Source organism: Pseudomonas sp. MT92 (genome assembly GCF_058792515.1).
Map to the genome: position 1 here is coordinate 237319 of NZ_JBXAFA010000013.1, position 22943 is coordinate 260261.

Annotated in this window: 23 protein-coding genes and 2 tRNA genes; 19 read left to right on the forward strand and 6 right to left on the reverse strand. The window is 59.3% G+C overall.

From position 1 onward, the window contains the following. The gene (locus tag AC1Q6D_RS23815; protein WP_103403503.1) at nt 1-465 is read left to right on the forward strand and encodes a CreA family protein; all 465 of its coding nucleotides are present in this window, start codon (nt 1-3) and stop codon (nt 463-465) included. Between the two features lie 119 nt (nt 466-584). Here AC1Q6D_RS23815 and rpsT read toward each other — a convergent pair whose 3' ends face one another. After that, nucleotides 585-863: a 30S ribosomal protein S20 gene (gene rpsT, locus AC1Q6D_RS23820; protein ID WP_020798646.1), complete on the reverse strand. Its 279-nt coding sequence runs from the start codon at nt 861-863 to the stop codon at nt 585-587. A 387-nt stretch (nt 864-1250) separates the two neighbouring features. Between rpsT and murJ the strand changes: the two genes are divergently transcribed. The 6 genes from murJ (at nt 1251) to ispH (ending at nt 8738) form a co-directional block, all read left to right on the forward strand. After that, entirely contained in the window at nt 1251-2789 is a 1539-nt protein-coding gene (gene murJ, locus AC1Q6D_RS23825; protein ID WP_047533437.1) for a murein biosynthesis integral membrane protein MurJ, read from the forward strand. A gap of 129 nt (nt 2790-2918) precedes the next feature. Then, nucleotides 2919-3869: a bifunctional riboflavin kinase/FAD synthetase gene (gene ribF / locus AC1Q6D_RS23830; RefSeq protein ID WP_178083107.1), complete on the forward strand. Its 951-nt coding sequence runs from the start codon at nt 2919-2921 to the stop codon at nt 3867-3869. Next, on the forward strand, nt 3870-6701 hold the full coding sequence (ileS, locus tag AC1Q6D_RS23835; RefSeq protein WP_047533431.1) for an isoleucine--tRNA ligase: 2832 nt from the start codon (nt 3870-3872) through the stop codon (nt 6699-6701). Continuing rightward, nucleotides 6694-7206 (forward strand): signal peptidase II, encoded by a 513-nt coding sequence (gene lspA, locus AC1Q6D_RS23840; RefSeq protein ID WP_090325278.1) that lies wholly within the window; start codon nt 6694-6696, stop codon nt 7204-7206. The genes ileS and lspA overlap by 8 nt, the downstream gene beginning before the upstream one ends. Beyond that, entirely contained in the window at nt 7199-7651 is a 453-nt protein-coding gene (fkpB, locus tag AC1Q6D_RS23845; RefSeq protein WP_047533425.1) for an FKBP-type peptidyl-prolyl cis-trans isomerase, read from the forward strand. Before lspA ends, fkpB begins: the two co-directional genes overlap by 8 nt. Nucleotides 7652-7790: 139 nt before the next feature. Beyond that, complete coding sequence (gene ispH / locus AC1Q6D_RS23850; protein WP_047533422.1) at nt 7791-8738, forward strand: 4-hydroxy-3-methylbut-2-enyl diphosphate reductase; 948 nt, start codon at nt 7791-7793, stop codon at nt 8736-8738. On the opposite strand, the gene AC1Q6D_RS23855 is transcribed toward ispH, so the two are convergent. Then, entirely contained in the window at nt 8707-9258 is a 552-nt protein-coding gene (locus tag AC1Q6D_RS23855; protein ID WP_103403505.1) for a GspH/FimT family pseudopilin, read from the reverse strand. The genes ispH and AC1Q6D_RS23855 overlap by 32 nt on opposite strands. A gap of 130 nt (nt 9259-9388) precedes the next feature. Here AC1Q6D_RS23855 and AC1Q6D_RS23860 point away from each other — a divergent pair, with 130 nt between their 5' ends. From AC1Q6D_RS23860 to thiO, 7 genes are read left to right on the forward strand one after another with little or no spacing between them, the layout of a single operon-like run. After that, nucleotides 9389-9862, forward strand: a complete 474-nt coding sequence (locus AC1Q6D_RS23860; protein ID WP_103403506.1) for a GspH/FimT family pseudopilin — start codon at nt 9389-9391, stop codon at nt 9860-9862. Beyond that, on the forward strand, nt 9859-10308 hold the full coding sequence (gene pilV, locus AC1Q6D_RS23865; RefSeq protein ID WP_103403507.1) for a type IV pilus modification protein PilV: 450 nt from the start codon (nt 9859-9861) through the stop codon (nt 10306-10308). The genes AC1Q6D_RS23860 and pilV overlap by 4 nt, the downstream gene beginning before the upstream one ends. Then, the gene (locus AC1Q6D_RS23870; RefSeq protein WP_103403508.1) at nt 10305-11018 is read left to right on the forward strand and encodes a prepilin-type N-terminal cleavage/methylation domain-containing protein; all 714 of its coding nucleotides are present in this window, start codon (nt 10305-10307) and stop codon (nt 11016-11018) included. Before pilV ends, AC1Q6D_RS23870 begins: the two co-directional genes overlap by 4 nt. An 11-nt stretch (nt 11019-11029) precedes the next feature. Further along, nucleotides 11030-11509, forward strand: a complete 480-nt coding sequence (locus AC1Q6D_RS23875) for a pilus assembly PilX family protein (RefSeq protein ID WP_103403509.1) — start codon at nt 11030-11032, stop codon at nt 11507-11509. After that, nucleotides 11496-11909, forward strand: coding sequence for a hypothetical protein (locus AC1Q6D_RS23880; RefSeq protein WP_103403510.1), 414 nt, complete (start codon nt 11496-11498; stop codon nt 11907-11909). The genes AC1Q6D_RS23875 and AC1Q6D_RS23880 overlap by 14 nt, the downstream gene beginning before the upstream one ends. A 14-nt stretch (nt 11910-11923) precedes the next feature. Beyond that, nucleotides 11924-12325, forward strand: a complete 402-nt coding sequence (locus AC1Q6D_RS23885) for a type IV pilin protein (RefSeq protein WP_047533404.1) — start codon at nt 11924-11926, stop codon at nt 12323-12325. A 57-nt stretch (nt 12326-12382) separates the two neighbouring features. Further along, nucleotides 12383-13483, forward strand: coding sequence for a glycine oxidase ThiO (gene thiO / locus AC1Q6D_RS23890; RefSeq protein WP_103403511.1), 1101 nt, complete (start codon nt 12383-12385; stop codon nt 13481-13483). An 18-nt stretch (nt 13484-13501) separates the two neighbouring features. On the opposite strand, the gene AC1Q6D_RS23895 is transcribed toward thiO, so the two are convergent. From AC1Q6D_RS23895 to AC1Q6D_RS23910, 4 genes are all read right to left on the reverse strand, one after another. Further along, nucleotides 13502-14839 carry a sigma-54-dependent transcriptional regulator gene (locus AC1Q6D_RS23895; protein ID WP_103403512.1) on the reverse strand — a complete coding sequence of 446 codons (1338 nt, stop codon included), beginning with the start codon at nt 14837-14839 and terminating at the stop codon, nt 13502-13504. Then, nucleotides 14836-16425: a sensor histidine kinase gene (locus AC1Q6D_RS23900; RefSeq protein ID WP_103403513.1), complete on the reverse strand. Its 1590-nt coding sequence runs from the start codon at nt 16423-16425 to the stop codon at nt 14836-14838. The genes AC1Q6D_RS23895 and AC1Q6D_RS23900 overlap by 4 nt, the downstream gene beginning before the upstream one ends. Then, nucleotides 16415-16648 (reverse strand): PP0621 family protein, encoded by a 234-nt coding sequence (locus tag AC1Q6D_RS23905; RefSeq protein ID WP_103403514.1) that lies wholly within the window; start codon nt 16646-16648, stop codon nt 16415-16417. Before AC1Q6D_RS23905 ends, AC1Q6D_RS23900 begins: the two co-directional genes overlap by 11 nt. 136 nt (nt 16649-16784) lie before the next feature. After that, the gene (locus AC1Q6D_RS23910; protein ID WP_103403515.1) at nt 16785-17807 is read right to left on the reverse strand and encodes an outer membrane protein assembly factor BamD; all 1023 of its coding nucleotides are present in this window, start codon (nt 17805-17807) and stop codon (nt 16785-16787) included. Between the two features lie 151 nt (nt 17808-17958). Between AC1Q6D_RS23910 and rluD the strand changes: the two genes are divergently transcribed. The 5 genes from rluD (at nt 17959) to AC1Q6D_RS23935 (ending at nt 22942) form a co-directional block, all read left to right on the forward strand. Continuing rightward, nucleotides 17959-18921 carry a 23S rRNA pseudouridine(1911/1915/1917) synthase RluD gene (gene rluD, locus AC1Q6D_RS23915; protein ID WP_047533394.1) on the forward strand — a complete coding sequence of 321 codons (963 nt, stop codon included), beginning with the start codon at nt 17959-17961 and terminating at the stop codon, nt 18919-18921. Further along, nucleotides 18918-19637: a peptidoglycan editing factor PgeF gene (gene pgeF, locus AC1Q6D_RS23920; RefSeq protein ID WP_103403516.1), complete on the forward strand. Its 720-nt coding sequence runs from the start codon at nt 18918-18920 to the stop codon at nt 19635-19637. The genes rluD and pgeF overlap by 4 nt, the downstream gene beginning before the upstream one ends. A gap of 180 nt (nt 19638-19817) precedes the next feature. Beyond that, a complete protein-coding gene (gene clpB, locus AC1Q6D_RS23925; protein ID WP_103403517.1) occupies nt 19818-22382 on the forward strand; it encodes an ATP-dependent chaperone ClpB in 2565 nt (854 codons plus the stop codon). 401 nt (nt 22383-22783) lie between these two features. Then, a tRNA-Asn gene (locus tag AC1Q6D_RS23930) sits at nt 22784-22859 on the forward strand. A 9-nt stretch (nt 22860-22868) separates the two neighbouring features. After that, nucleotides 22869-22942, forward strand: a tRNA-Pro gene (locus AC1Q6D_RS23935). Nucleotide 22943: the final 1 nt, after the last annotated feature.

The following is a 22943-nucleotide window of genomic DNA, read 5'->3' on the forward strand; positions in this document are numbered from 1 at the left end:
ATGCGCGTGGCAAAAGGATTGTTGGGCTTGCTGTTGGCGGTGCCCTTGCTGGCTTCGGCGGAAGAAATCGGTCAGGTCTCGACGGTGTTCAAGTTCGTCGGGCCAAATGACCGGATCGTGGTCGAGGCCTTTGATGATCCCAAGGTCGATGGCGTGACCTGCTATCTCTCACGCGCCAAGACCGGCGGTGTGAAGGGTGGTCTTGGATTGGCCGAGGATCGCGCCGAGGCGTCCATCGCTTGCCGGCAGGTCGGGCCGATCAGCTTCAAGGGTGAGCTCAAGGATGGCGACGAAGTATTCAAGGAGCGCACTTCGCTGGTCTTCAAGACCATGCAGGTGGTGCGTTTCCTCGACAAGAAGCGCAATACGCTGGTGTATCTGGTGTACAGCGACCGTTTGATCGAGGGTAGCCCGCAGAATGCCGTCACGGCGATTCCGATTCTTCCTTGGGCTAACACCCAATAATCTGACCCAATCAGAACTGTGGGGGTGAGGAAACTCGCCCCCACAGTTTTTTGTGTGGTCATCAAATTACAGGCAATAAAAAACCGACCCTGAGGTCGGTTTTTTAATGAGCGTGTCGCTTAGGCAGCAGCGGCAACGTTCAGGGCCTTGACGTGGCCATTCAGGCGGCTCTTATGGCGAGCGGCTTTGTTCTTGTGGATGATGCCTTTATCGGCCATACGGTCGATAACTGGCACGGCCAGAACGTAAGCAGCTTGAGCTTTTTCAGCGTCTTTTGCGTCGATGGCCTTAACTACATTCTTGATGTAGGTACGAACCATGGAACGCAGGCTGGCGTTGTGGCTGCGACGCTTCTCAGCCTGTTTTGCACGTTTTTTGGCGGAAGGTGAGTTGGCCACCGTCGAGCTCCTCGAAAGACTTTTAGGAAATAGCAATCAAAATAGGCCGCGAATCATGCCGATGAGTTGCAGTGTTGTCAAGGGCGGAGGAAACGTTCCGCTAAGTGGTAGGTCCCGACCCCTTGAAAACGACTGCGCTCGGCAATGCAGCGTTGAAAACAGTCTCGAAATGCTCATTGACGTTCGTCAACTCTGCTTTCTCGCCTGTTTTCGCCTTGTCTTGCCTTCGCTCGTCACGTTTTCATGAGGTCGGTGGCACAGAATATTTCTTTCCGGCGTGCGACCTGTAAACTCGCGAGCTTTGGCTCTGTGCTGTTGCGGCGCGGAGTATCGCATAAGTAGGCGCTCAGTTCGCCTGCTGTTTATCGACAGGCACAAACTCTTTCAATGAATCTGCTCAAATCGTTGGCCGCCGTCAGCTCTATCACGATGCTTTCCCGGATCCTGGGCTTCGTTCGTGACACCCTCATTGCACGCATATTTGGTGCAGGAATGGCGACCGACGCGTTCTTCATCGCCTTCAAATTGCCCAATCTGTTGCGGCGTATCTTCGCGGAGGGCGCGTTCTCCCAGGCTTTTGTGCCGATTCTTGCCGAATATAAAAGCCAGAAGGGCGAGGAGGCGACGCGAACGTTCATTGCTTACGTCTCGGGTCTGCTGACGCTGGTGCTGGCCGTGGTGACCGCGCTGGGGATGATTGCCGCACCCTGGGTCATCTGGGTGACGGCGCCGGGCTTTACCGATACGCCGGAAAAATTCGAGCTGACCTCCAGCCTGCTGCGGGTGACCTTTCCTTACATCCTGCTGATTTCCCTGTCCTCGCTGGCGGGCGCGATCCTTAACACCTGGAACCGCTTTTCGGTGCCGGCCTTTGTGCCGACCCTGTTGAACGTCAGCATGATCATTTTTGCGGTGTTCCTGACGCCGTACTTCGACCCGCCGGTGATGGCGCTTGGCTGGGCGGTTCTGGCCGGCGGCCTGGCGCAGCTGTTGTATCAGCTGCCACATCTGAAAAAGATCGGCATGCTGGTGCTGCCGCGCCTGAATCTGCGTGATACGGGGGTCTGGCGGGTCATGAAGCAAATGCTGCCGGCGATTCTCGGGGTGTCCGTGAGTCAGATCTCGCTGATCATCAACACCATTTTCGCTTCGTTCCTGGTCGCCGGTTCCGTGTCCTGGATGTACTACGCCGACCGTTTGATGGAGCTGCCGTCCGGTGTGCTGGGCGTGGCATTGGGCACGATCCTGTTGCCGACCCTGGCCAAGACCTACGCCAACAAGGATCGCCATGAATATTCGCGAATCCTCGACTGGGGCCTGCGCCTGTGCTTTGTACTGGTGTTGCCATGTTCCCTGGCGTTGGGGATTCTGGCTGAGCCGTTGACGGTTTCGCTGTTCCAGTACGGTCAATTCAATGCATTTGATGCGGCCATGACCCAGCGTGCGTTGATCGCCTATTCGGTCGGGTTGCTCGGGATCATCGTGATTAAAGTGCTGGCACCGGGCTTTTATGCGCAACAAAACATCCGCACGCCGGTAAAGATCGCAATTTTCACCTTGATCATCACCCAGCTGTTCAACCTCATGCTGATCGGTCCGCTGGCTCATGCTGGTTTGGCGCTCGCCATCAGTGGCGGTGCCTGTATCAACGCCGGGTTGCTCTTCTATCAGCTGCGCAAGCAGCAGATGTACCAGCCGCAACCGGGCTGGGGGGTATTCGGCTTGAAGCTGGTGATCGCGGTGACGGTGATGTCAGGCGTGTTGCTGGGTGCGATGCACTTTATGCCAGCCTGGGATCAAGGGCATATGCTTGAGCGGTTCCTGCGCCTGGGGGCATTGGTGGTCGCCGGTGTGGTGGCGTATTTCGGGATGTTAGTGTTGATGGGTTTTCGCTTGCGCGACTTTAATCGCAAGGCGTTGGGCTAAGGCTCGGGCCTCGATAAACACGGGTGGGCCGGCGTTTTTGTCGGCTCGATCACTTTGGGATACGGTGTTGCCTGTCGTCGGCCGCCGGGTGTGGTTATAATCGACCACTTTATGAGCAAGAAGCGCGTTATGCAGCTGGTTCGAGGCCTCCAAAATCTGCGCCCCCAGCATCGGGGCTGTGTCGCCACTATTGGCAACTTTGACGGTGTACACCGTGGCCACCAGGCTATCCTGGCGCGACTACGTGAGCGTGCGCTTGAATTGGGCGTGCCCAGCTGCGTGGTGATTTTCGAGCCGCAGCCGCGTGAGTTTTTTGCGCCGGACACGGCACCGGCCCGTTTGGCACGCCTGCGCGACAAGTTGCAGCTGCTCGCTGCCGAAGGTGTTGACCGGGTCTTGTGCCTCGCCTTCAACCAGCGTCTGAGCAAGCTCAGCGCCAGCGAGTTTGTGGACACCATTCTGGTGGATGGCCTGGGCGTGCAGCATCTTGAAGTCGGCGACGACTTCCGTTTCGGCTGTGACCGGGTAGGGGATTTCGATTTCCTGCAACAGGCCGGCGTGAAGCAGGGCTTTACCGTCGAGGCGGCTCAGACTGTCGAACTCGACGGTATCCGGGTCAGCAGCACCCAGGTGCGTAATGCGCTGGCCGCTGCAGATTTTGCCCTTGCCGAACGTCTGCTTGGCCGCCCGTACCGGATTGCCGGGCGGGTGTTGCATGGCCAGAAACTGGCGCGCCAGTTGGGTACGCCAACGGCCAACATTCAACTCAAGCGCCGTCGCGTGCCGTTTACCGGGGTTTACCTGGTCAGCGTCGACCTCGACGGCAAGACCTGGCCAGGCGTCGCCAATATCGGCGTTCGACCTACGGTCCAGGGAGATGGCAAAGCCCACCTCGAAGTCCATCTTTTAGATTTTGCCGGCGATCTGTATGACCGGCGTATGACGGTGGTTTTCCACCAAAAGCTGCGTGAAGAGCAGCGTTTCGCCTCTCTGGAGGCGCTTAAGACGGCGATCAATGCGGATGTCGCCGCCGCCCGTGCCCTGTCGCACCTAGCGCCAATCGCTAATGAAGAGCCTTAAATGACCGACTATAAAGCCACGCTAAACCTTCCGGACACCGCCTTCCCAATGAAGGCCGGCCTGCCACAGCGCGAACCGCAGATTCTGCAGCGCTGGGACAGTATTGGCCTGTACGGAAAGTTGCGCGAGATTGGCAAGGATCGTCCGAAGTTCGTACTGCACGACGGTCCTCCGTACGCCAACGGCACGATTCACATCGGTCATGCGCTGAACAAGATTCTCAAGGACATGATCATCCGCTCGAAGACCCTGTCGGGCTTTGACGCGCCTTATGTTCCGGGCTGGGACTGCCACGGTCTGCCGATCGAGCACAAAGTCGAAGTGACCCACGGCAAGAACCTGGGCGCGGACAAGACCCGTGAACTCTGCCGTGCATACGCCACCGAGCAGATCGAAGGCCAGAAGTCCGAATTCATCCGTCTGGGCGTGTTGGGCGATTTCGCCAACCCCTACAAGACCATGGACTTCAAGAATGAGGCCGGTGAAATCCGCGCCCTGGCAGAAATCGTCAAGGGCGGTTTCGTGTTCAAGGGCCTCAAGCCTGTGAACTGGTGCTTCGATTGCGGCTCGGCCCTGGCCGAAGCGGAAGTCGAGTACGAGAACAAGAAGTCCTCGACCATCGACGTGGCCTTCCCGATTGCCGATGAAGCCAAGCTGGCTGCCGCATTCGGTCTGCCATCGCTGGCCAAACCGGCTTCGATCGTGATCTGGACCACGACCCCGTGGACCATCCCGGCCAACCAGGCGCTGAACGTTCACCCGGAATTCAACTACGCCCTGGTGGATGTCGGCGACAAATTGCTGGTGCTGGCTGAAGAGCTGGTCGAGTCGTGCCTGGCACGTTACTCGCTGGAAGGCTCGGTGATCGCCACTGCCACCGGTTCCGACCTGGAGCTGATCAACTTCCGTCACCCGTTCTACGACCGTCTGTCGCCGGTTTACCTGGCCGATTACGTCGAACTGGGCGCCGGTACTGGCGTGGTTCACTCTGCACCGGCCTACGGCGTCGACGACTTCGTGACCTGCAAGAAATACGGCATGGTCAACGACGACATCCTCAATCCGGTACAAAGCAACGGCGTTTATGTGCCATCGCTGGAATTCTTCGGCGGCCAGTTCATCTGGAAGGCCAACCCGGCCATCGTCGACAAGCTGACCGAAGTGGGTGCGCTGCTGCACACCACCATCATCGAGCACAGCTACATGCACTGCTGGCGCCACAAGACGCCACTGATCTACCGTGCCACCGCGCAGTGGTTCATCGGCATGGACAAGCAGCCAACCACCGGTGACACCCTGCGCCAGCGCTCGCTCAAAGCCATCGAAGAGACCAAGTTCGTGCCGGCCTGGGGCCAGGCGCGACTGCACTCGATGATCGCCAACCGTCCGGACTGGTGCATCTCCCGTCAGCGCAACTGGGGGGTACCGATCCCGTTCTTCCTGAATAAGGAAAGCGGCGAGCTGCACCCACGTACCGTCGAGCTGATGGAAGAAGTCGCCAAGCGCGTCGAAGTCGAAGGCATCGAAGCCTGGTTCAAGCTGGATGCCGCCGAACTGCTCGGTGATGAAGCGCCACAGTACGACAAGATCAGCGACACCCTCGACGTCTGGTTCGACTCGGGCACCACGCATTGGCATGTCCTGCGCGGTTCGCACCCGATGGGCCACGAAACCGGGCCACGCGCCGACCTGTACCTGGAAGGCTCGGACCAGCACCGTGGCTGGTTCCACTCGTCGCTGCTGACCGGTTGCGCCATCGACAACCACGCGCCGTACCGCGAACTGCTGACCCACGGTTTTACCGTCGACGAGTCCGGCCGCAAGATGTCCAAGTCCTTGGGCAACGTCATTGCACCGCAGAAAGTCAACGACACCCTGGGTGCGGACATTATGCGTCTGTGGGTCGCGTCGACCGATTACTCGGGTGAAATGGCGGTTTCCGAGCAGATCCTGCAACGCAGTGCGGACGCCTACCGGCGTATCCGTAACACCGCGCGTTTCCTGCTCTCGAACCTGACCGGCTTCAACCCGGCCACCGACCTGCTGCCGGCCGAAGAAATGCTGGCACTGGACCGTTGGGCCGTGGATCGCACCTTGCTGCTGCAACGCGAGCTGCAAGAGCACTACGGCGAATACCGCTTCTGGAACGTCTACTCCAAGATCCACAACTTCTGCGTGCAGGAGCTGGGCGGTTTCTACCTGGATATCATCAAGGACCGCCAGTACACCACCGGCGCCGACAGCAAGGCTCGTCGTTCGTGCCAGACCGCGTTGTTCCACATCTCCGAAGCGCTGGTGCGCTGGATCGCGCCGATCCTGGCGTTCACCGCCGACGAGCTGTGGCAATACCTGCCGGGCGAGCGCAACGAATCGGTGATGCTCAACACCTGGTACGAAGGCCTGACCGAATTGCCGGAAGGTTTCGAACTCGGTCGCGCCTACTGGGATCGCATCATGGAAGTGAAGGTTGCGGTCAACAAAGAGATGGAAATCCAGCGCGCGGCGAAAGCCGTCGGTGGCAACCTGCAGGCTGAAGTGACGCTGTTCGCCGAAGACGCACTGAGCGCCGACCTGGCCAAACTGAGCAACGAACTGCGTTTCGTGCTGATCACCTCCACCGCCAGCGTCGCACCTTTCGTGCAGGCGCCGGCCGACGCCGTGGTCACCGAAGTCAGCGGCCTGAAGTTGAAGATCGTCAAGTCGGCCTTCGCCAAGTGCGCCCGTTGCTGGCACTGCCGTGAAGACGTCGGCGTGAATCCGGAGCATCCGGAAATCTGCGGTCGTTGCGTCGACAACATCAGCGGCGCTGGTGAGGTTCGTCACTATGCCTAATGCCGTTGGCCGTTTCGGACGGCTGAGCTGGCTCTGGTTGAGTTTGCTGGTCCTGGTCATCGACCAGGCCAGCAAGTTCTACTTCGAAGGCAAGCTTGCGATGTACCAGCAAATCGTGGTGATCCCCGATTACTTCAGCTGGACCCTGGCCTACAACACTGGCGCGGCGTTCAGCTTCCTGGCTGACAGTTCCGGTTGGCAGCGCTGGCTGTTTGCACTGATCGCGGTGGTGGTCAGTGCGGTGCTGGTGGTCTGGCTCAAGCGCCTGGGGCGCAACGAAACCTGGCTGGCCATCGCCCTGGCGCTGGTGCTCGGTGGTGCGTTGGGCAATCTGTATGACCGCATTGCCCTGGGACATGTGATCGATTTCATCCTGGTGCATTGGCAGAACCGCTGGTATTTCCCGGCGTTCAACTTTGCCGACAGTGCAATTACCGTCGGTGCCGTGATGTTGGCACTGGATATGTTCAAAAGTAAAAAGACCGGAGAAGCCGTTCATGACTGAACAGGTATTGGCTGAGCAACGCATTGGCCAGAACACGGAAGTCACCTTGCATTTCGCATTGCGCCTGGAGAATGGCGACACGGTGGACAGCACCTTCGACAAAGCCCCGGCGACCTTCAAGGTCGGTGACGGCAACCTGTTGCCAGGTTTCGAAGCGGCGTTGTTCGGTTTCAAGGCTGGCGACAAGCGTACTCTGAGCATCGAGCCGGAAAACGCCTTCGGCCAGCCCAACCCGCAAAACGTACAGATCATTCCGCGCTCTCAGTTCCAGGACATGGAGCTGTCGCCGGGTCTGTTGGTGATCTTCAATGATGCGGCCAATACTGAATTGCCAGGTGTGGTGAAAGAGTTCGATGATGCTCAAGTGACCATCGACTTCAACCACCCGCTGGCAGGCAAGACGCTGACCTTTGACGTGGAAATCATTTCCGTCACAGCGCTGTAACTGACCAAACCGGCCCGTTGTAGGCGCGAGCCCGCTCGCGAAGGACTCAAAGACACCGCTTTCATTCAGAATGATCGTGTTGTCATTGACGCCCATCGCGAGCGGGCTCACTCCTACAGGGCAAGACACGAGGCACAGCATGCAAATCAAACTCGCCAACCCCCGTGGCTTCTGCGCCGGTGTGGACCGCGCGATCGAAATCGTCAACCGCGCCCTGGAAGTGTTCGGTCCTCCGATCTACGTACGCCACGAAGTGGTCCATAACAAATTCGTCGTCGAAGACCTGCGCGCACGCGGGGCGATTTTCGTCGAGGAACTGGATCAGGTTCCGGACGATGTGATCGTGATCTTCAGTGCCCACGGTGTTTCCCAGGCTGTTCGCACTGAAGCTGCCGGGCGGGGCCTGAAAGTGTTCGACGCCACCTGCCCACTGGTGACCAAGGTGCACATTGAAGTGGCGCGCTACAGCCGCGACGGTCGCGAATGCATTCTCATCGGCCACGCCGGTCACCCGGAAGTCGAAGGCACCATGGGCCAATACGACGCGAGCAATGGTGGTGCGATCTATCTGGTCGAGGACGAAAAAGACGTCGCCGAACTGCAAGTGCACAACCCCGAGAAACTGGCGTTCGTTACCCAGACCACCCTGTCCATGGATGACACCAGCCGTGTCATCGACGCCCTGCGTACGCGTTTCCCGGCCATCGGTGGTCCGCGCAAGGACGACATCTGCTACGCCACGCAAAACCGTCAGGATGCGGTCAAGCAACTGGCCGACGAATGCGATGTCGTGTTGGTCGTTGGCAGTCCGAACAGCTCCAACTCCAATCGCCTGCGTGAGCTCGCGGAGCGCATGGCGACCCCGGCCTACCTGATCGACGGTGCTGAAGACCTGCAAAAAAGCTGGTTCGACGGCGTCGAGCGCATCGGCATCACGGCAGGCGCTTCTGCACCGGAAGTCCTGGTGCGCGGCGTGATCCAGCAGTTGCAAGCCTGGGGCGCTACTGGTGCTGATGAACTGGCCGGCCGCGAGGAGAACATCACATTCTCCATGCCTAAAGAGTTGCGCGTTCGTTCCCTGCTCTGATGCCTTCCCCTCCTGCGCATAATGCCTGTTCAGCTTTTTCGCTGCGCAGGCTGACGCGGCCGGTGGACGCCAGCACCACCTGGTGCCGGCTCACTGGTTCGCGGCTGGCGCAAACGTGTAATGTCCCCGATTGAAGGCCTTTTTTCGCCGGTTCGCCCAAATGACTGAAGCGTACTGACGTCCTGACATGTTGATTGCCGAACACCGGCACTCGGTTTCCGCTGCGGTGCTCCATCAGTAGCGGATTGCTGATGTCCTCATGCCCCTTGCCGCTGACATCCAGGACGATTCGCCAGCCCTGGCTCCAGTCATCGTTTATGCCATGAATGACGACGGGCTGGTTTCGTGTGATCGCGGCGACTCTTGCGCTACGCATTCCGCTGGCAAGTGACTTCGCTGTCTCCTCGCGATAGGTCGATTCTGACAGTGCCGCAAACGCCGGACTGACCAAGTGCAGAACAATCCCGACAATTGTCAGTCCCATGAGCAGTTCGATCAGGCTGAAACCGCGCTGATGCATGACATTTCCCTCCCTGAAGTTTTCTCGGCCGAGCAATCCATGCGCGGGCGATGGCAATGCAACCGGGATTTGGCGGTCGCATGTTCTGGCGAGCAACAGCAGGTATAGCCAACGGCAGCAAAGGGCACCGATGCAACATCGTTCAAATGGTTTCACGTTGCTGGAGTTGCTGGTGGCGATTGCGGTCTTTCTGGTCCTGATCACCCTGGCTGTACCGGCGTTTACGCGTTCGGCGCAAATCAACAGGGCCGATACCGAAATCGGTGATCTGCAACATGCTCTTAACTTCGCACGACTGGAGGCGATCAATCGCGGAGTGACGACCCGCGTGCGCCCGACAGCGGGTGGCAGCGCATGGACCGGGGAGTTGTCGGTGTATGACGGAACCAGTACGCCGGCGAATGTATTGCGGGTTGTGCCGGCGATAAGCAGTGGCGCGACGCTGACGCTAACCTCGGGTGTATCGGCCATCGATTTCAACAATCTGGGAGGGTTGTCGTCACCGTCCACGGCGGTGGCGATCAGTTATGTATTGGGTGCGCAAAGCAGGACGTTGAACCTGTGTTTGAACGGACGAATTCTATTGGGTGGAAGTTGCGGATGAGGCAATGGCGCAAAGGTGCACAGGAGGGCATGACACTGATCGAAGTCCTGGTTGCATTGTTGATTTTGAGCGTGGGTCTGTTGGGGGCGGCGGCATTACAGCTGAATGCACTCAAGTACACGGACAGTGCGCGCATGACCAGCCAGGCCAGTTTTATCGCCTACGACATGATGGACCGCATTCGCGCCAACGCGGCCGCCGACTACACCGTTACGCCACCGACCTCGGGCAATCCGAACGTTGCCCGGGACCAGGATCTCTACGATTTCACCAGTAACATCATTGGTTTTGGCGGCCCCAGTGCGACCGGCAGCATCAGCCTCAATCAGCGTGTGTACACCATCACCATTTCCTGGGACGACTCACGGGCTGCCAACAGCGCTGATTCCCGTCGTAGCTTTGTCCTGAGTAGCCGGGCCACTGTCGACCCGGTGGATGCGCCATGAATCGATCCAGTCGAGGGTTTGGCCTGATCGAATTGCTCATCGCCCTGGCGTTGAGCCTGGTAGTGGTGTTGGGCGTGGTGCAGGTGTTCATCGCCGCCAAAAACACTTACGTCAGTCAGAACGCCGCCGCAGCCATGCAGGAAGATGCGCGTTTCGTGCTGAGCAAAATGATTCAGGAAATCCGTATGGTCGGTATGTTCGGCTGTCTGGAAACCATTACCGCTGAGAGTTCGGCGAGTGATTTCAATGCCAGTCGGAAAACGCCGATCAGTTGGGACAATGCCCGCCAAAGCCTGACGCTGGTGACGGCGGATGTCGGCAGTAACGGTGGGACGCCGACATGGACCGTGGTCTCCGATTGTCGGACCGGTGCGACGGCTTACAGTGAGTCACGTACGCCTGGTCCCGGCCAACTGGCATTTCCGATCCGGCGGATAGCCTATGGCTTGAGAAAGGACCAGCTGACGATTGCTGTCGGCAATGGCGCACCGCTCCGGCAGCCGCTGGTGGATAACGTCAAAGCCTTCAACGTGAGCTTCGGCATTGCCAGCTCTGCCACGGATATCGCCGCGTCCAGCTATAGCAGCAATCCGTCTGACCCGGCACGCATTCGCAGCGTGCGGCTGAGCCTGACGCTCTTCGATCCTCACCATCGGGTGAGCGATCAAACCTTCAACGTGGTTGCCGCCCTGCGCAATCGCCTGCCATGAAGGGAAGGTCGATGAGTTATTCATCCGTGATTTCTTATCACCAGCGCGGCATGGCGTTGCTCGTCAGCCTGGTATTCCTGTTGTTGCTGACGCTGATAGGTATCTCTTCAATGCAGAACGCCACCCTGCAGGAAAAAATGGCCGGCAGCGTGAGCCTGCGCAATCAGTCGTTTCAAGGCGCCGAGGCTGCATTGCGGGTGGGCGAAAGCGCGGTGCAACGGGGCGGTTTTGCGCTGCCGGATTGCAGCGGGCACCTTCAATGCGCTCCACCGGCCGAGTCGCTGACCATTACGTCTGCGGGTTTCAACGCTACCTCCGGAGTGATGTGGGTGGCGTCGGGCAAGGGCTTTTATGGCGTGCAAAACATCGGCGTCAGCCGCGACGCCGTGAATGTGCCGATCAATACACAGGCAACCTTGTACCGGATAACGGCGGTAGGCATCGCGGGCCATTCTCGCAGTGTGGTGGAGAGCATTTATGCCAAGTACTGAGCGGCCTGCCAGGTTCTGGCCGTTGCTGTGCGGTGTGATCGTCGCGCTGAACCTGTCGGTGCCGGCCCAGGCCATCACGCCGCCGGATTCACCGGCGCTGGACCGGCGAACCTGTCTGGCCAATGGCAACTGGTACGGTTTTTATCGCAACAATCATGGGCTGATACCCATCTGCCTCAAGCTGCCCGAAGCGATCAGCGCTAAGATGCTCGACAGCAACGACGATGGCGTGGTCGACAGCAACGATATGCTTTCGAACGGCGTGACCTTCATTGGAGATAATTCGAGCCAGGACGCCGATGGCAATGGCGAGGGCGCGAATGAATCCGCTGGCAACGGCCCCCCTGGAATGGAAAAATCCGGCGGCGGCCGTCGCATCATGTGGCGACAAATACAGTAAGTGAGAGTTGAGGCATGCATAGATCCAACCGCGGTTTTACCCTGATCGAAATCATGATCGTGATTGCGATCATCGGGATTGTCATGACCATTGCTGCCCCGAGCTTCACCGAATACCTGAACAAGGGCCGCCGTACCGAAGTGGCCAGTCTGCTTTCCGAGCAGGCGCAAATCCTTGAGCGCTTCTATTCGCAAAAAAATGTCTACACCGATGCCACCGGTCTGAGCGCCGGCAACGATTACTACACCATTACCCCGACTCTGACCGATCAGACATTCCTGCTGACCGCCGTGCGCAAGCCGGGCACGAGCATGGCTGCGGACAAGTGCGGAGATTTCACTATGACCAATACCGGTGTCCGTGGCATGGTCAACGCCACGGCCGGCCTGACCGCCAAGGATTGCTGGGGTCGCTGAGTTTACTTTTCGGACGCCCCTTTGCGTCCACTGTCTATTTATCGGTTGGATCAGAACATGACCAGGCAACAGCAAGTGGTGATTGTCGGCGGCGGGGTAATCGGGCTGCTGACGGCATTCAATCTCGCGTCCGAAGTGCAGAGCGTTGTGCTGCTGGATCGCTCGAACGTGGGCCGGGAATCCTCCTGGGCAGGCGGCGGGATTGTTTCGCCGCTTTATCCATGGCGTTACAGCCCGGCGGTCACCGCATTGGCTCATTGGTCCCAGGATTTTTATCCACAGCTGGGTGAGCGCCTGTTTGCGGCCACCGGGGTTGATCCCGAGGTGCACATCACCGGTCTGTACTGGCTGGATCTGGATGACGAGGCCGAGGCGCTGGCGTGGGCTGCACGAGAGAACCGTCCATTGCGGGCTGTGGATATCTCGGCGGCACACGATGCGGTGCCGGTGCTGGGCGGCGGTTTTTCCCGGGCGATCTACATGGCCGATGTGGCCAACGTGCGCAATCCACGGCTGGTGAAGTCGCTCAAGGCTGCGTTGTCGGCGCTGCCGAACGTGACGATCCACGAGCAGTGTGAAGTCAGCGGGTTTCTCCGTGAAGGCGATAAAGTCGTTGGCGTGCACACCTCGACAGGGAGTGTCCCTGCAGATCAGGTGGTCCTGACGGCGGGCGCCTGGAGCGGCGACTTGCTCAAGGGGCTGGGGCTGGAGTTGCCGGTCGAGCCGGTAAAAGGCCAGATGATTCTCTACAAGTGCGCCGCTGACTTTCTGCCGAGCATGGTGCTGGCCAAGGGGCGTTACGCGATTCCGCGGCGCGACGGACACATTCTGATTGGCAGTACCCTGGAGCATGAAGGCTATGACAAGACGCCGACCGAGTCGGCCCTGGAGAGCCTCAAGGCATCGGCGGTGGAGTTGATTCCAGCGCTGGCGGATGCAGAAGTGGTGGGGCATTGGGCCGGATTGCGCCCAGGTTCGCCGGAAGGCATTCCTTATATTGGTCGGGTGCCTGGATTTGATGGGTTGTGGCTCAACTGCGGGCACTACCGTAACGGTCTGGTACTGGCGCCGGCGTCGTGTCAGTTGTTCGCTGATGTGATGTTGGGGCGTGAGCCGATTATTGATCCTGCACCCTATGCGCCGACCGGTCGGATCTGAGACAAGATCAAGAGCCGTTCAATCCAGGCCGAATTTCTTCAGTCTGTAGCGCATCGAGCGGAACGACAGATTCAACCGCTGAGCCGCTGCCGTGCGGTTCCAGCGGGTTTCTTCCAGGGCCAGGAGAATGAGCTGGCGCTCGACGTTTTCCAGGTACGCTTCCAGGTTGTCGATCTGTGTCAGGTCGAGTAATCCCCCCTCGATAGCGCAGTTGCCCTCGGCCAGGCGCAGGTCGCTGGCCTCGATCTGTTTGTTTTCGCACAGGGTGTGAGCCCGTTCGAGCATGTTCTCCAGTTCCCGCACATTGCCTGGAAAGCGGTAGCTTTTCAGCGCGTCGAGGGCGTGCGGGTGGAGTTTTACCGCCGGCTGCCCGGTGTCGGCGGCCAGGCGCATGAGCACGTGGCTGGCCAGCGGTTCTATGTCGTCGCGGCGCTCGCGCAGCGGCGGAACCCGCAGCTCGATCACATTCAAGCGGTAGTACAAGTCCTGGCGAAAGCGTGCAGCGGCGACTTCGGCATCGAGGTCTTTGTGGGTGGCGCAAAGGATGCGCACATCGACCACCTCTTCCTGTTGTCCGCCGACGCTGCGTACGGCTTTCTCCTGAATCGCGCGTAGCAGTTTGACCTGCATCGGCAGCGGCAGGTCAGCCACTTCGTCAAGGAACAGGGTGCCGCCGTGCGCGGCCTGGAACAGTCCGGGTTTATCTTCGATGGCACCGCTGAAGCTGCCTTTGCGATGGCCGAAAAACTCGCTTTCCATCAACTCCGATGGTATCGCCCCGCAGTTGACCGGTACGAAGGGGTGATTGGCCCGTGGTCCTCGCTCATGGATCAGGCGCGCAACCAGCTCCTTGCCGCTGCCGGACTCGCCGCTGATGTAGACCGGTGCCTGGCTGCGCGCCAGTTTGTCGATCTGTTTGCGCAGGTTGCGCATGGGCAGTGAATCACCCAGCAGACGACGATCGATAGTGCTGCCGGGAGCAGCAAGCAGCAGGGCGCTGGCGACCAGTTCCCGCAGGCGGCCAAGGTCCACCGGTTTGCTCAGGAAGTCGAAGGCGCCGGCCTTCAGTGCATTGATCGCCGTTTCGATATTGCCGTAGGCGGTGATCATGGCCACCGGAATTTGCGGGTAACGTTGCTGGATGTGCTGCACCAGCTCAAGGCCGGTGCCGTCCGGCAGGCGCATGTCGGTGAGGCACAGATCGAACGTTTCGCGCTTGAGCAGGCCCAGGGCCTCACCCACATCGCGGGCACTGTAGGTGTCGAGTTTCATCCTTCCCAGGGTAATTTCCAGGAGTTCGCGGATGTCCGGTTCATCGTCGACGATCAGGACTTTCTGCCGTGATTTCTTGTTCAACCTTGTTTCCGTCCGTGAGCAAAGGTAATGCGAAAGCAGCCGCCATCCTGGCGTGGCTTGAAGTCCAGGCGTGCCTGATTGCTTTCGCACAGCTCGCGGGACAGGTAGAGGCCCAGGCCAGTGCCGTGCTGACTGGTGGTGAAGAAGGGTTCGAACAGTTGCGCTTGATGGTCCGGGGGGACACCAGGACCGTCGTCGATAATTTCCAGGATCGGCAACTGGCTGTTTGGATCGATAAACAGTTCCAGCCAGACCTGCGCCTGCTCGCGGCGCAAGCCACTGTGGCGCCATGCGTTGCCTACCAGGTTGTCGAGAATCTGCCGCAATTGGTCGGGATCCATCAGGGTCTTGAAGTCTGCACCAGTGGTGTGCAGGTGAATCTGTTGGTGTGCGGTTGCCGCCTCGCGGGTTTCGCCCACGAATTGTTCCAGCCACGGTTTCAAGTCGAGTCGTTGCGGCACGGTTTGCTGGCGGCGGGACAGTTGCAGGACGTTTTCGATTACCCGATTCATTCGCTCAGAGTGGTCTTGAATGATCTGCGTCAGACGTCGATCCGCGCCGTTCAGTTCCTCCGATTCTCGTAATAGCTGCGCGGCATGACTGATGGCGCCCAGCGGATTGCGGATTTCATGGGCGATGCCGGCGGTCAGGCGACCCAGGGCCACCAGTTTCAATTGCTGCGCCTGTTGCGCGATCTGGGCGAGGTCCTCGAGAAAGACCAGGGTCTGGTGGTTCGGGCTGATGCCCAGGGCGATGAAGCTGGGTCGCAGTTCCATGCCGTTGCCGGTGATCTTCAAGCTGTGGGGACGCAGCGTCGGATTCTTGCGCCAAAGGTCCAGGCGCTCGGTCAGGGCTGGGCAGTGCTCGTCAATCACGAGGCCTTCGAGATGCGCGCAATCGAGCAGGGCCAGGGCGCTGTGGTTGGCGAGCTGCACTCGTCTGCACTCGTCGAGCACCAGTATGCCGGTGCGCATCCGTTGCAGGATCAGCGCATTGAGGGTTTCCAGGCCGATGACTTCACTGGCCTTTTGCTCGGCCAGGGTTTCGCTGACCTCCAGGCGTCGGGTCAGGCCTTGCACCAATAACGCTGCGGCAAAACACAGGGTGCCAAGGGCTCCTGCCTGCAAGTAATCGTTGGGACTGGAAGGGTGGCTGAAGCTCAGCAGGAAACTCAAGCCGACGATGCCGAGCGCGCCGACAGCGGCAATCAACAGCCCGATGCGCCTTCGCAACAAGGTGTTGCCGATGGCTACCGATACGATCAACAGGTTGCCAACGGCGCTGGCCACGCCACCTGCGGCATAAAACAGGCCGCACAACAGCAGCACGTCAGCCAGCGCCAGGCTGAACAATTGCGCCGGCCGGCGTGTGTCCTCGAAGAACACAACCAGCAGAATGTTCAGTATCAGGTACAACCAGCTGCCACCACGCAGCAACGCGTCATTGCCGGACGTCAGCAACTGAGTGTCCATGTCGCTGGAAATCAAAAGCACCAGGATGATGCCGACGCTCAAACGGTAGAGGTGATAAAGGCGCAGCAGTCGCTGGGCCTGTTTGCCGCCGGGACTTTGAGTCTCAGCGACCACTGGACCCTGGGCCTTGCTCGAGGTGAGCCTGGCTGCAATACCACTGTTGTTGAAGACTCAGCGCCCGGTCGCGGGGCAGGTGCACGCCGCAATGGGCACATCGGACCATCGGTGCCGCTTCCAGCTCGGCGGGGGACTTGGGCGCGGAAGCCTGGCCTTTGTATTTACGCCAGAACCACACCGCAGCGGCAATAACGGCGATCCAGAATATTAAACGAAGCATGGTGAGCTGCTTTTTGGTTGATGAAGCGCCAGTTTAGCCGGGGACATCGCAGCCGCACAGCGCAATGCTCCTTATAAAAAATGGCGCAATAAAAAAGGGAGACTCGAGAGTCTCCCTTTTGGGCCCGTGCGGGGTGTCAGTCGAACACACCGAACGTCATGTAGCTGAACCACGAGCGGTCGCTGTTGTTGCCTTGCGCTTCGTGATTTTCTTCTTCGATCACATCGCCGTTGGTGTCTTTAGGCTTGAGTTCGTTCGGAATCGCATCCTTGGCGTCCTGGAACTGCTTCTGCACGTCCTGGTTGGCGCGGGTTTCTCCCGGTGGCAGCGGAGGACGGGATTCGATCATGCCCAGGGTGGCCTTGCTCAGCCACGAACGGTTATCGGCTTCGGCCACCGACGGTACGAACTGACCGTCGACCAGGCTTGGGTGGTTCGGGTAGTTGAGCTTCAAGGTTTCGAGGCTGGTGGCGGCCAGCTCATCCAGGTGCAGACGCTGGTAGGCTTCGGTCATCACCGCCAGGCCGTCGCCGACCGATGGGGTTTCCTGGAAGTTTTCCACCACGTAACGGCCACGGTTCGCGGCAGCCACATAGGCCTGACGGGTCAGGTAGTAGTCGGCAACGTGAATTTCGTACGCCGCCAGCAGGTTGCGCAGGTAGATCATGCGCTGCTTGGCATCCGGCGCGTAACGGCTGTTCGGGAAACGGCTGGTCAGCTGGGCGAACTCGTTGTAGGAGTCGCGGGCGGCGCCGGGGTCACGCTTGGTCATGTCCAGTGGCAGGAAGCGCGCCAGCAGTCCGACGTCCTGGTCGAACGACGTCAGGCCCTTGAGGTAGTAGGCGTAGTCGACGTTCGGATGCTGTGGATGCAGGCGAATGAAGCGCTCGGCCGCGGCTTTTGCAGCCTCGGGCTCGGCGTTCTTGTAGTTGGCGTAGATGAGCTCGAGTTGGGCCTGATCGGCATAACGACCGAACGGATAACGCGATTCCAGAGCCTTCAGCTTGGCGGTGGCGCTGTTGTAGCTGTTGTTGTCCAGGTCGGTCTGAGCCTGTTGGTACAACTCGACTTCACTCAGGTTTTCGTCTACGACTTCCTTCGATGAGCAAGCAGCGGTCAATGCGAGGATGGCGATCAGCAGCAGGTGTTTCACTTGCATGGCGGCTTGCGTCCCTATGACGGCCGCTGTCTTGGGCGTGGCCGTCCTGTTATGATGAGCGCCCCGTTGAATAGCCTCGGGGCAAAAGACGCCGTATTTAACCACAAGCGCGCAGCCGAAACCAAAGGCTGTGCCGACGCCTAGTCTGAGCATGTCCGATAAAATTGAACTTCGCGCAGAGGTGCCGTCCGAATTGGGCGGCCAACGCCTCGATCAAGTCGCCGCACAATTATTCGCTGAGCACTCGCGCTCGCGCCTTTCCGCCTGGATCAAAGACGGCCGCCTGACTGTGGATGGGGCGGTTATCCGCCCGCGAGACATCGTTCACGGTGGCGCCATTCTTGAACTCACTGCCGAGCAGGAAGCTCAGGGCGAATGGGTCGCTCAAGACATTGCCCTGGACATCGTCTATGAAGATGACGATATCCTGGTGATCAACAAGCCTGCGGGCCTGGTGGTGCATCCGGCTGCCGGTCACGCTGATGGCACCTTGCTCAACGCCTTGCTGCACCACGTGCCGGACATCGTCAATGTGCCGCGCGCCGGTATCGTGCACCGCCTGGACAAGGACACCACCGGTCTGATGGTGGTGGCCAAGACCATTCAGGCGCAGACGCAGTTGGTGACACAATTGCAGAGCCGCAGTGTCAGCCGGATCTACGAATGCATCGTGATCGGCGTGGTGACGGCTGGCGGCAAGATCAATGCGCCGATCGGTCGTCATGGTCAGCAGCGCCAGCGCATGGCGGTGATGGAGGGGGGCAAGCAAGCCGTCAGCCATTACCGTGTGCTCGAGCGTTTCCGTTCCCACACGCACGTGCGGGTGAAGCTCGAAACCGGTCGTACGCACCAGATTCGCGTGCATATGGCGCACATCAACTTCCCGTTGGTCGGAGATCCTGCCTACGGCGGTCGCTTCCGTATTCCGCCGGCAGCGAACCCAACGATGGTCGAATCGCTGAAAAACTTCCCGCGCCAGGCGCTGCACGCGCGTTTCCTGGAGCTGGATCATCCGACCACCGGTCAACGGATGAGCTGGGAGTCGCCGTTGCCGGAAGATTTCGTCTGGTTGCTGACCCTGCTCAAGCAAGACCGCGAGGCGTTCATCGGATGAGTGACTGGCTGATTCCTGACTGGCCCGCGCCGGCCGGGGTCAAAGCCTGTGTGACCACCCGTGCGGGCGGCGTCAGTCAGGCACCGTTCGACAGCCTCAATCTGGGCGATCACGTCGACGATAGCCCTGAAGCTGTCGCCGAAAATCGCCGTCGCCTCACCGATCATTTCTCCATTCAACCGGCCTGGCTGCAGCAGGTCCACGGCATCGTCGTGGCCCATGCCGACCCAGGCCGAGTGGTCACTGCCGACGCCAGCTGGACGGCGACGCCGGGCATCGCTTGCGCGGCAATGACCGCCGACTGCTTGCCGGCGTTGTTTTGCGACCGTGCCGGCACTCGCGTCGCGGCGGCCCATGCCGGTTGGCGCGGGTTGGCGGCTGGCGTGCTGGAAGCCACTCTGGACAGCCTGGACGTGCCACCTGCCGATGTGTTGGTATGGCTCGGCCCGGCCATTGGCCCGCAAGCCTTTGAAGTCGGCCCGGAAGTGCGCGAAACCTTCGTGCAGCAGCTGCCGCAAGCGGCTGAAGCTTTCGTGCCAAGCGTAAACGCCGGCAAGTTCATGGCCGACATCTATATGTTGGCGCGTCTGCGCCTGGCGGCTCGAGGTGTCACCGCTGTTTATGGTGGTGGTTTCTGCACCGTGACCGATCCGCGCTTCTTTTCTTACCGCCGCAGTCCGAAAACCGGCCGGTTTGCCTCCCTTATCTGGCTGTAGTGGCCTGTCTCACGAGTACTGTTACTCGTAAGACAGGCCACAAACGCTAGAGTTGTCTGATCTGCATCAACATCACGACGCTTGAATCTCCCAGAATCGACCGCATCTATTGTGCTATCTGGCAGGTTTCTTCATTCAGGATGTTTTATTGGTCCGACCTGCTCAAAAGGAAGGTGACCCATGCGTATAGATCGTTTAACCAGCAAATTGCAATTAGCCTTGTCCGATGCCCAGTCCCTGGCCGTCGGTCTCGACCATCCGGCTATTGAGCCGGCGCATTTGATGCAGGCCCTGCTCGAACAGCAGGGCGGCTCGATCAAGCCTCTGCTGATGCAAACAGGCTTCGACATCAACAGCCTGCGTAAAGAGCTGACCAAAGAGCTCGACCAGCTGCCGAAAATCCAGAATCCGACCGGCGACGTCAACATGTCGCAGGACCTGGCGCGTCTGCTCAACCAGGCTGATCGCCTGGCCCAGCAGAAGGGCGACCAGTTCATCTCCAGCGAGCTGGTGTTGCTCGCCGCCATGGACGAGAACAGCAAACTCGGCAAATTGTTGCTCGGTCAGGGCGTGAGCAAGAAAGCCCTGGAAAATGCGATCAACAACCTGCGCGGTGGCGAGGCGGTCAACGACGCTAACCACGAAGAGTCGCGCCAGGCGCTGGATAAATACACTGTCGATATGACCAAGCGCGCCGAAGAGGGCAAGCTCGACCCGGTGATCGGTCGTGACGACGAAATTCGCCGGACCATTCAGGTGTTGCAACGCCGCACCAAGAACAACCCGGTATTGATCGGTGAGCCTGGGGTCGGTAAGACCGCCATCGTTGAAGGCCTGGCCCAGCGCATCATCAACGGCGAAGTGCCGGATGGCCTCAAGGGCAAGCGCCTGCTGTCCCTCGACATGGGGGCGCTGATTGCCGGTGCCAAGTATCGCGGCGAATTCGAAGAGCGCCTCAAATCCTTGCTCAATGAACTGTCGAAGCAGGAAGGGCAGATCATTCTGTTCATCGACGAACTGCACACCATGGTCGGCGCCGGCAAGGGCGAAGGCTCGATGGATGCGGGCAACATGCTCAAGCCGGCATTGGCTCGCGGCGAGCTGCATTGCGTCGGCGCCACCACGCTCAATGAGTACCGCCAATATATAGAGAAGGACGCCGCCCTCGAGCGCCGCTTCCAGAAAGTGTTGGTGGACGAACCGAGTGAAGAAGACACCATCGCGATCCTGCGGGGCCTGAAAGAGCGTTACGAGGTTCACCATAAGGTAGCGATCACTGACGGTGCGATTATCGCGGCGGCCAAACTCAGCCATCGCTATATCACTGATCGTCAGTTGCCGGACAAGGCCATCGACCTGATCGACGAAGCCGCCAGCCGTATCCGCATGGAGATCGACTCCAAGCCGGAAGTGCTGGACCGTCTGGAACGTCGCTTGATTCAGTTGAAGGTGGAATCCCAGGCGCTGAAGAAAGAAAGCGACGAGGCTGCGAAGAAACGTCTGGAAAAACTCCAGGAAGAAATCGTGCGCCTTGAGCGTGAGTACTCGGATCTCGAAGAAATCTGGAACTCGGAAAAGGCCGAGGTACAGGGTTCAGCGCAGATTCAGCAGAAGATCGAGCAGTCCCGCCAGGAACTGGAAACTGCACGCCGTAAAGGCGATCTGAACCGCATGGCCGAGTTGCAGTATGGGGTGATCCCGGACCTGGAGCGCAGCTTGCAGATGGTCGACCAGCACGGCAAGAGCGAAAACCAGTTGCTGCGCAGCAAGGTGACTGAAGAAGAGATCGCGGAAGTCGTGTCGAAGTGGACCGGTATTCCCGTGTCGAAAATGCTCGAAGGCGAGCGCGACAAGCTGATGAAGATGGAAAGCCTGTTGCACCAGCGTGTGATCGGGCAGGACGAAGCGGTGGTGGCGGTTTCCAACGCCGTGCGGCGTTCCCGTGCGGGATTGGCCGATCCGAACCGACCAAGCGGTTCGTTCATGTTCCTCGGCCCGACCGGTGTCGGTAAAACCGAGCTGTGCAAGGCGCTGGCGGAGTTCTTGTTCGACACCGAAGAAGCGATGGTGCGCATCGATATGTCCGAGTTCATGGAGAAACATTCCGTGGCTCGCCTGATTGGCGCACCACCGGGCTATGTAGGCTATGAAGAAGGCGGTTACCTGACCGAGGCCGTGCGTCGCAAGCCTTACTCGGTGATCCTGCTGGACGAGGTCGAGAAGGCGCACCCGGATGTGTTCAACATCCTGCTGCAAGTGCTTGAAGACGGTCGACTGACTGACAGCCATGGCCGCACGGTGGACTTCAAAAATACCGTGATTGTCATGACGTCCAACCTCGGTTCGGTGCAGATCCAGGAGTTGGTCGGTGATCGCGAGGCCCAGCGTGCGGCAGTAATGGACGCGATTTCTTCGCACTTCCGGCCGGAGTTCATCAACCGGGTCGACGAAGTGGTGATCTTCGAGCCATTGGCACGGGATCAGATTGCCGGCATTACCGAGATCCAGTTGGGTCGTCTGCGCAGTCGTCTGACCGAGCGGGAGCTGAAGCTGGAACTCAGCCCTGAGGCCATGGATAAGCTGATCGCGGTAGGGTACGACCCGGTGTATGGCGCTCGGCCGCTGAAACGAGCGATCCAGCGCTGGATCGAAAACCCGCTGGCACAGCTGATTCTGTCGGGTCGTTTCATGCCCGGCGATACTGCCAAGGGCGTTGTGGAGAACGACGAAATCGTCTTCGTTTGATCCACTGTAGGAGCGAGCCTGCTCGCGATGGTCGTTAACGATAACGCATGTTATCAGGCTAAACGCAGCGCTCAAGAGGTCTTCGCGAGGAAGCGAGCTCCTACAAAAATGTGTAGTTGAACAGGAGGCCTCGCATTGCGAGGCCTTTTTTTCGTTAGGCTGTTGAACTTAAAGGAAAAGGGCTGTAAAGTGCGCCCCGCAGTCAGTCACCCACCAGGGTTTCCGCTCCCCAAGCAGGAATCCAAAATAAGTTGCAAATCATTAACTTGAAAGCAATTTAGGGGGTTGACAGAGGTGCTGAAGATTGTAGAATAGCGCGCCTCAGACACACGAACGCAGCGATGCGAACGGGTCGAAGAGAACGCAGTAAAGCTTCACCGTTGTAAATTGAAATGTGTAGTTCCGTGATAGCTCAGTCGGTAGAGCAAATGACTGTTAATCATTGGGTCCCAGGTTCGAGTCCTGGTCACGGAGCCAATTTCAAACCGGGGTATAGCGCAGTCCGGTAGCGCGCCTGCTTTGGGAGCAGGATGTCAGGAGTTCGAATCCCCTTACCCCGAC

What these genes read in the sequence shown, in the direction of transcription:
- AC1Q6D_RS23815 (WP_103403503.1), top strand. Translation starts at nt 1, where the DNA reads ATGCGCGTGGCAAAAGGATTGTTGGGCTTGCTGTTGGCGGTGCCCTTG.
- murJ (WP_047533437.1), top strand. Translation starts at nt 1,251, where the DNA reads ATGAATCTGCTCAAATCGTTGGCCGCCGTCAGCTCTATCACGATGCTT.
- ribF (WP_178083107.1), top strand. Translation starts at nt 2,919, where the DNA reads ATGCAGCTGGTTCGAGGCCTCCAAAATCTGCGCCCCCAGCATCGGGGC.
- ileS (WP_047533431.1), top strand. Translation starts at nt 3,870, where the DNA reads ATGACCGACTATAAAGCCACGCTAAACCTTCCGGACACCGCCTTCCCA.
- lspA (WP_090325278.1), top strand. Translation starts at nt 6,694, where the DNA reads ATGCCTAATGCCGTTGGCCGTTTCGGACGGCTGAGCTGGCTCTGGTTG.
- fkpB (WP_047533425.1), top strand. Translation starts at nt 7,199, where the DNA reads ATGACTGAACAGGTATTGGCTGAGCAACGCATTGGCCAGAACACGGAA.
- ispH (WP_047533422.1), top strand. Translation starts at nt 7,791, where the DNA reads ATGCAAATCAAACTCGCCAACCCCCGTGGCTTCTGCGCCGGTGTGGAC.
- AC1Q6D_RS23855 (WP_103403505.1), bottom strand. Translation starts at nt 9,258, where the DNA reads ATGCATCAGCGCGGTTTCAGCCTGATCGAACTGCTCATGGGACTGACA.
- AC1Q6D_RS23860 (WP_103403506.1), top strand. Translation starts at nt 9,389, where the DNA reads ATGCAACATCGTTCAAATGGTTTCACGTTGCTGGAGTTGCTGGTGGCG.
- pilV (WP_103403507.1), top strand. Translation starts at nt 9,859, where the DNA reads ATGAGGCAATGGCGCAAAGGTGCACAGGAGGGCATGACACTGATCGAA.
- AC1Q6D_RS23870 (WP_103403508.1), top strand. Translation starts at nt 10,305, where the DNA reads ATGAATCGATCCAGTCGAGGGTTTGGCCTGATCGAATTGCTCATCGCC.
- AC1Q6D_RS23875 (WP_103403509.1), top strand. Translation starts at nt 11,030, where the DNA reads ATGAGTTATTCATCCGTGATTTCTTATCACCAGCGCGGCATGGCGTTG.
- AC1Q6D_RS23880 (WP_103403510.1), top strand. Translation starts at nt 11,496, where the DNA reads ATGCCAAGTACTGAGCGGCCTGCCAGGTTCTGGCCGTTGCTGTGCGGT.
- AC1Q6D_RS23885 (WP_047533404.1), top strand. Translation starts at nt 11,924, where the DNA reads ATGCATAGATCCAACCGCGGTTTTACCCTGATCGAAATCATGATCGTG.
- thiO (WP_103403511.1), top strand. Translation starts at nt 12,383, where the DNA reads ATGACCAGGCAACAGCAAGTGGTGATTGTCGGCGGCGGGGTAATCGGG.
- AC1Q6D_RS23905 (WP_103403514.1), bottom strand. Translation starts at nt 16,648, where the DNA reads ATGCTTCGTTTAATATTCTGGATCGCCGTTATTGCCGCTGCGGTGTGG.
- AC1Q6D_RS23910 (WP_103403515.1), bottom strand. Translation starts at nt 17,807, where the DNA reads ATGCAAGTGAAACACCTGCTGCTGATCGCCATCCTCGCATTGACCGCT.
- rluD (WP_047533394.1), top strand. Translation starts at nt 17,959, where the DNA reads ATGTCCGATAAAATTGAACTTCGCGCAGAGGTGCCGTCCGAATTGGGC.
- pgeF (WP_103403516.1), top strand. Translation starts at nt 18,918, where the DNA reads ATGAGTGACTGGCTGATTCCTGACTGGCCCGCGCCGGCCGGGGTCAAA.
- clpB (WP_103403517.1), top strand. Translation starts at nt 19,818, where the DNA reads ATGCGTATAGATCGTTTAACCAGCAAATTGCAATTAGCCTTGTCCGAT.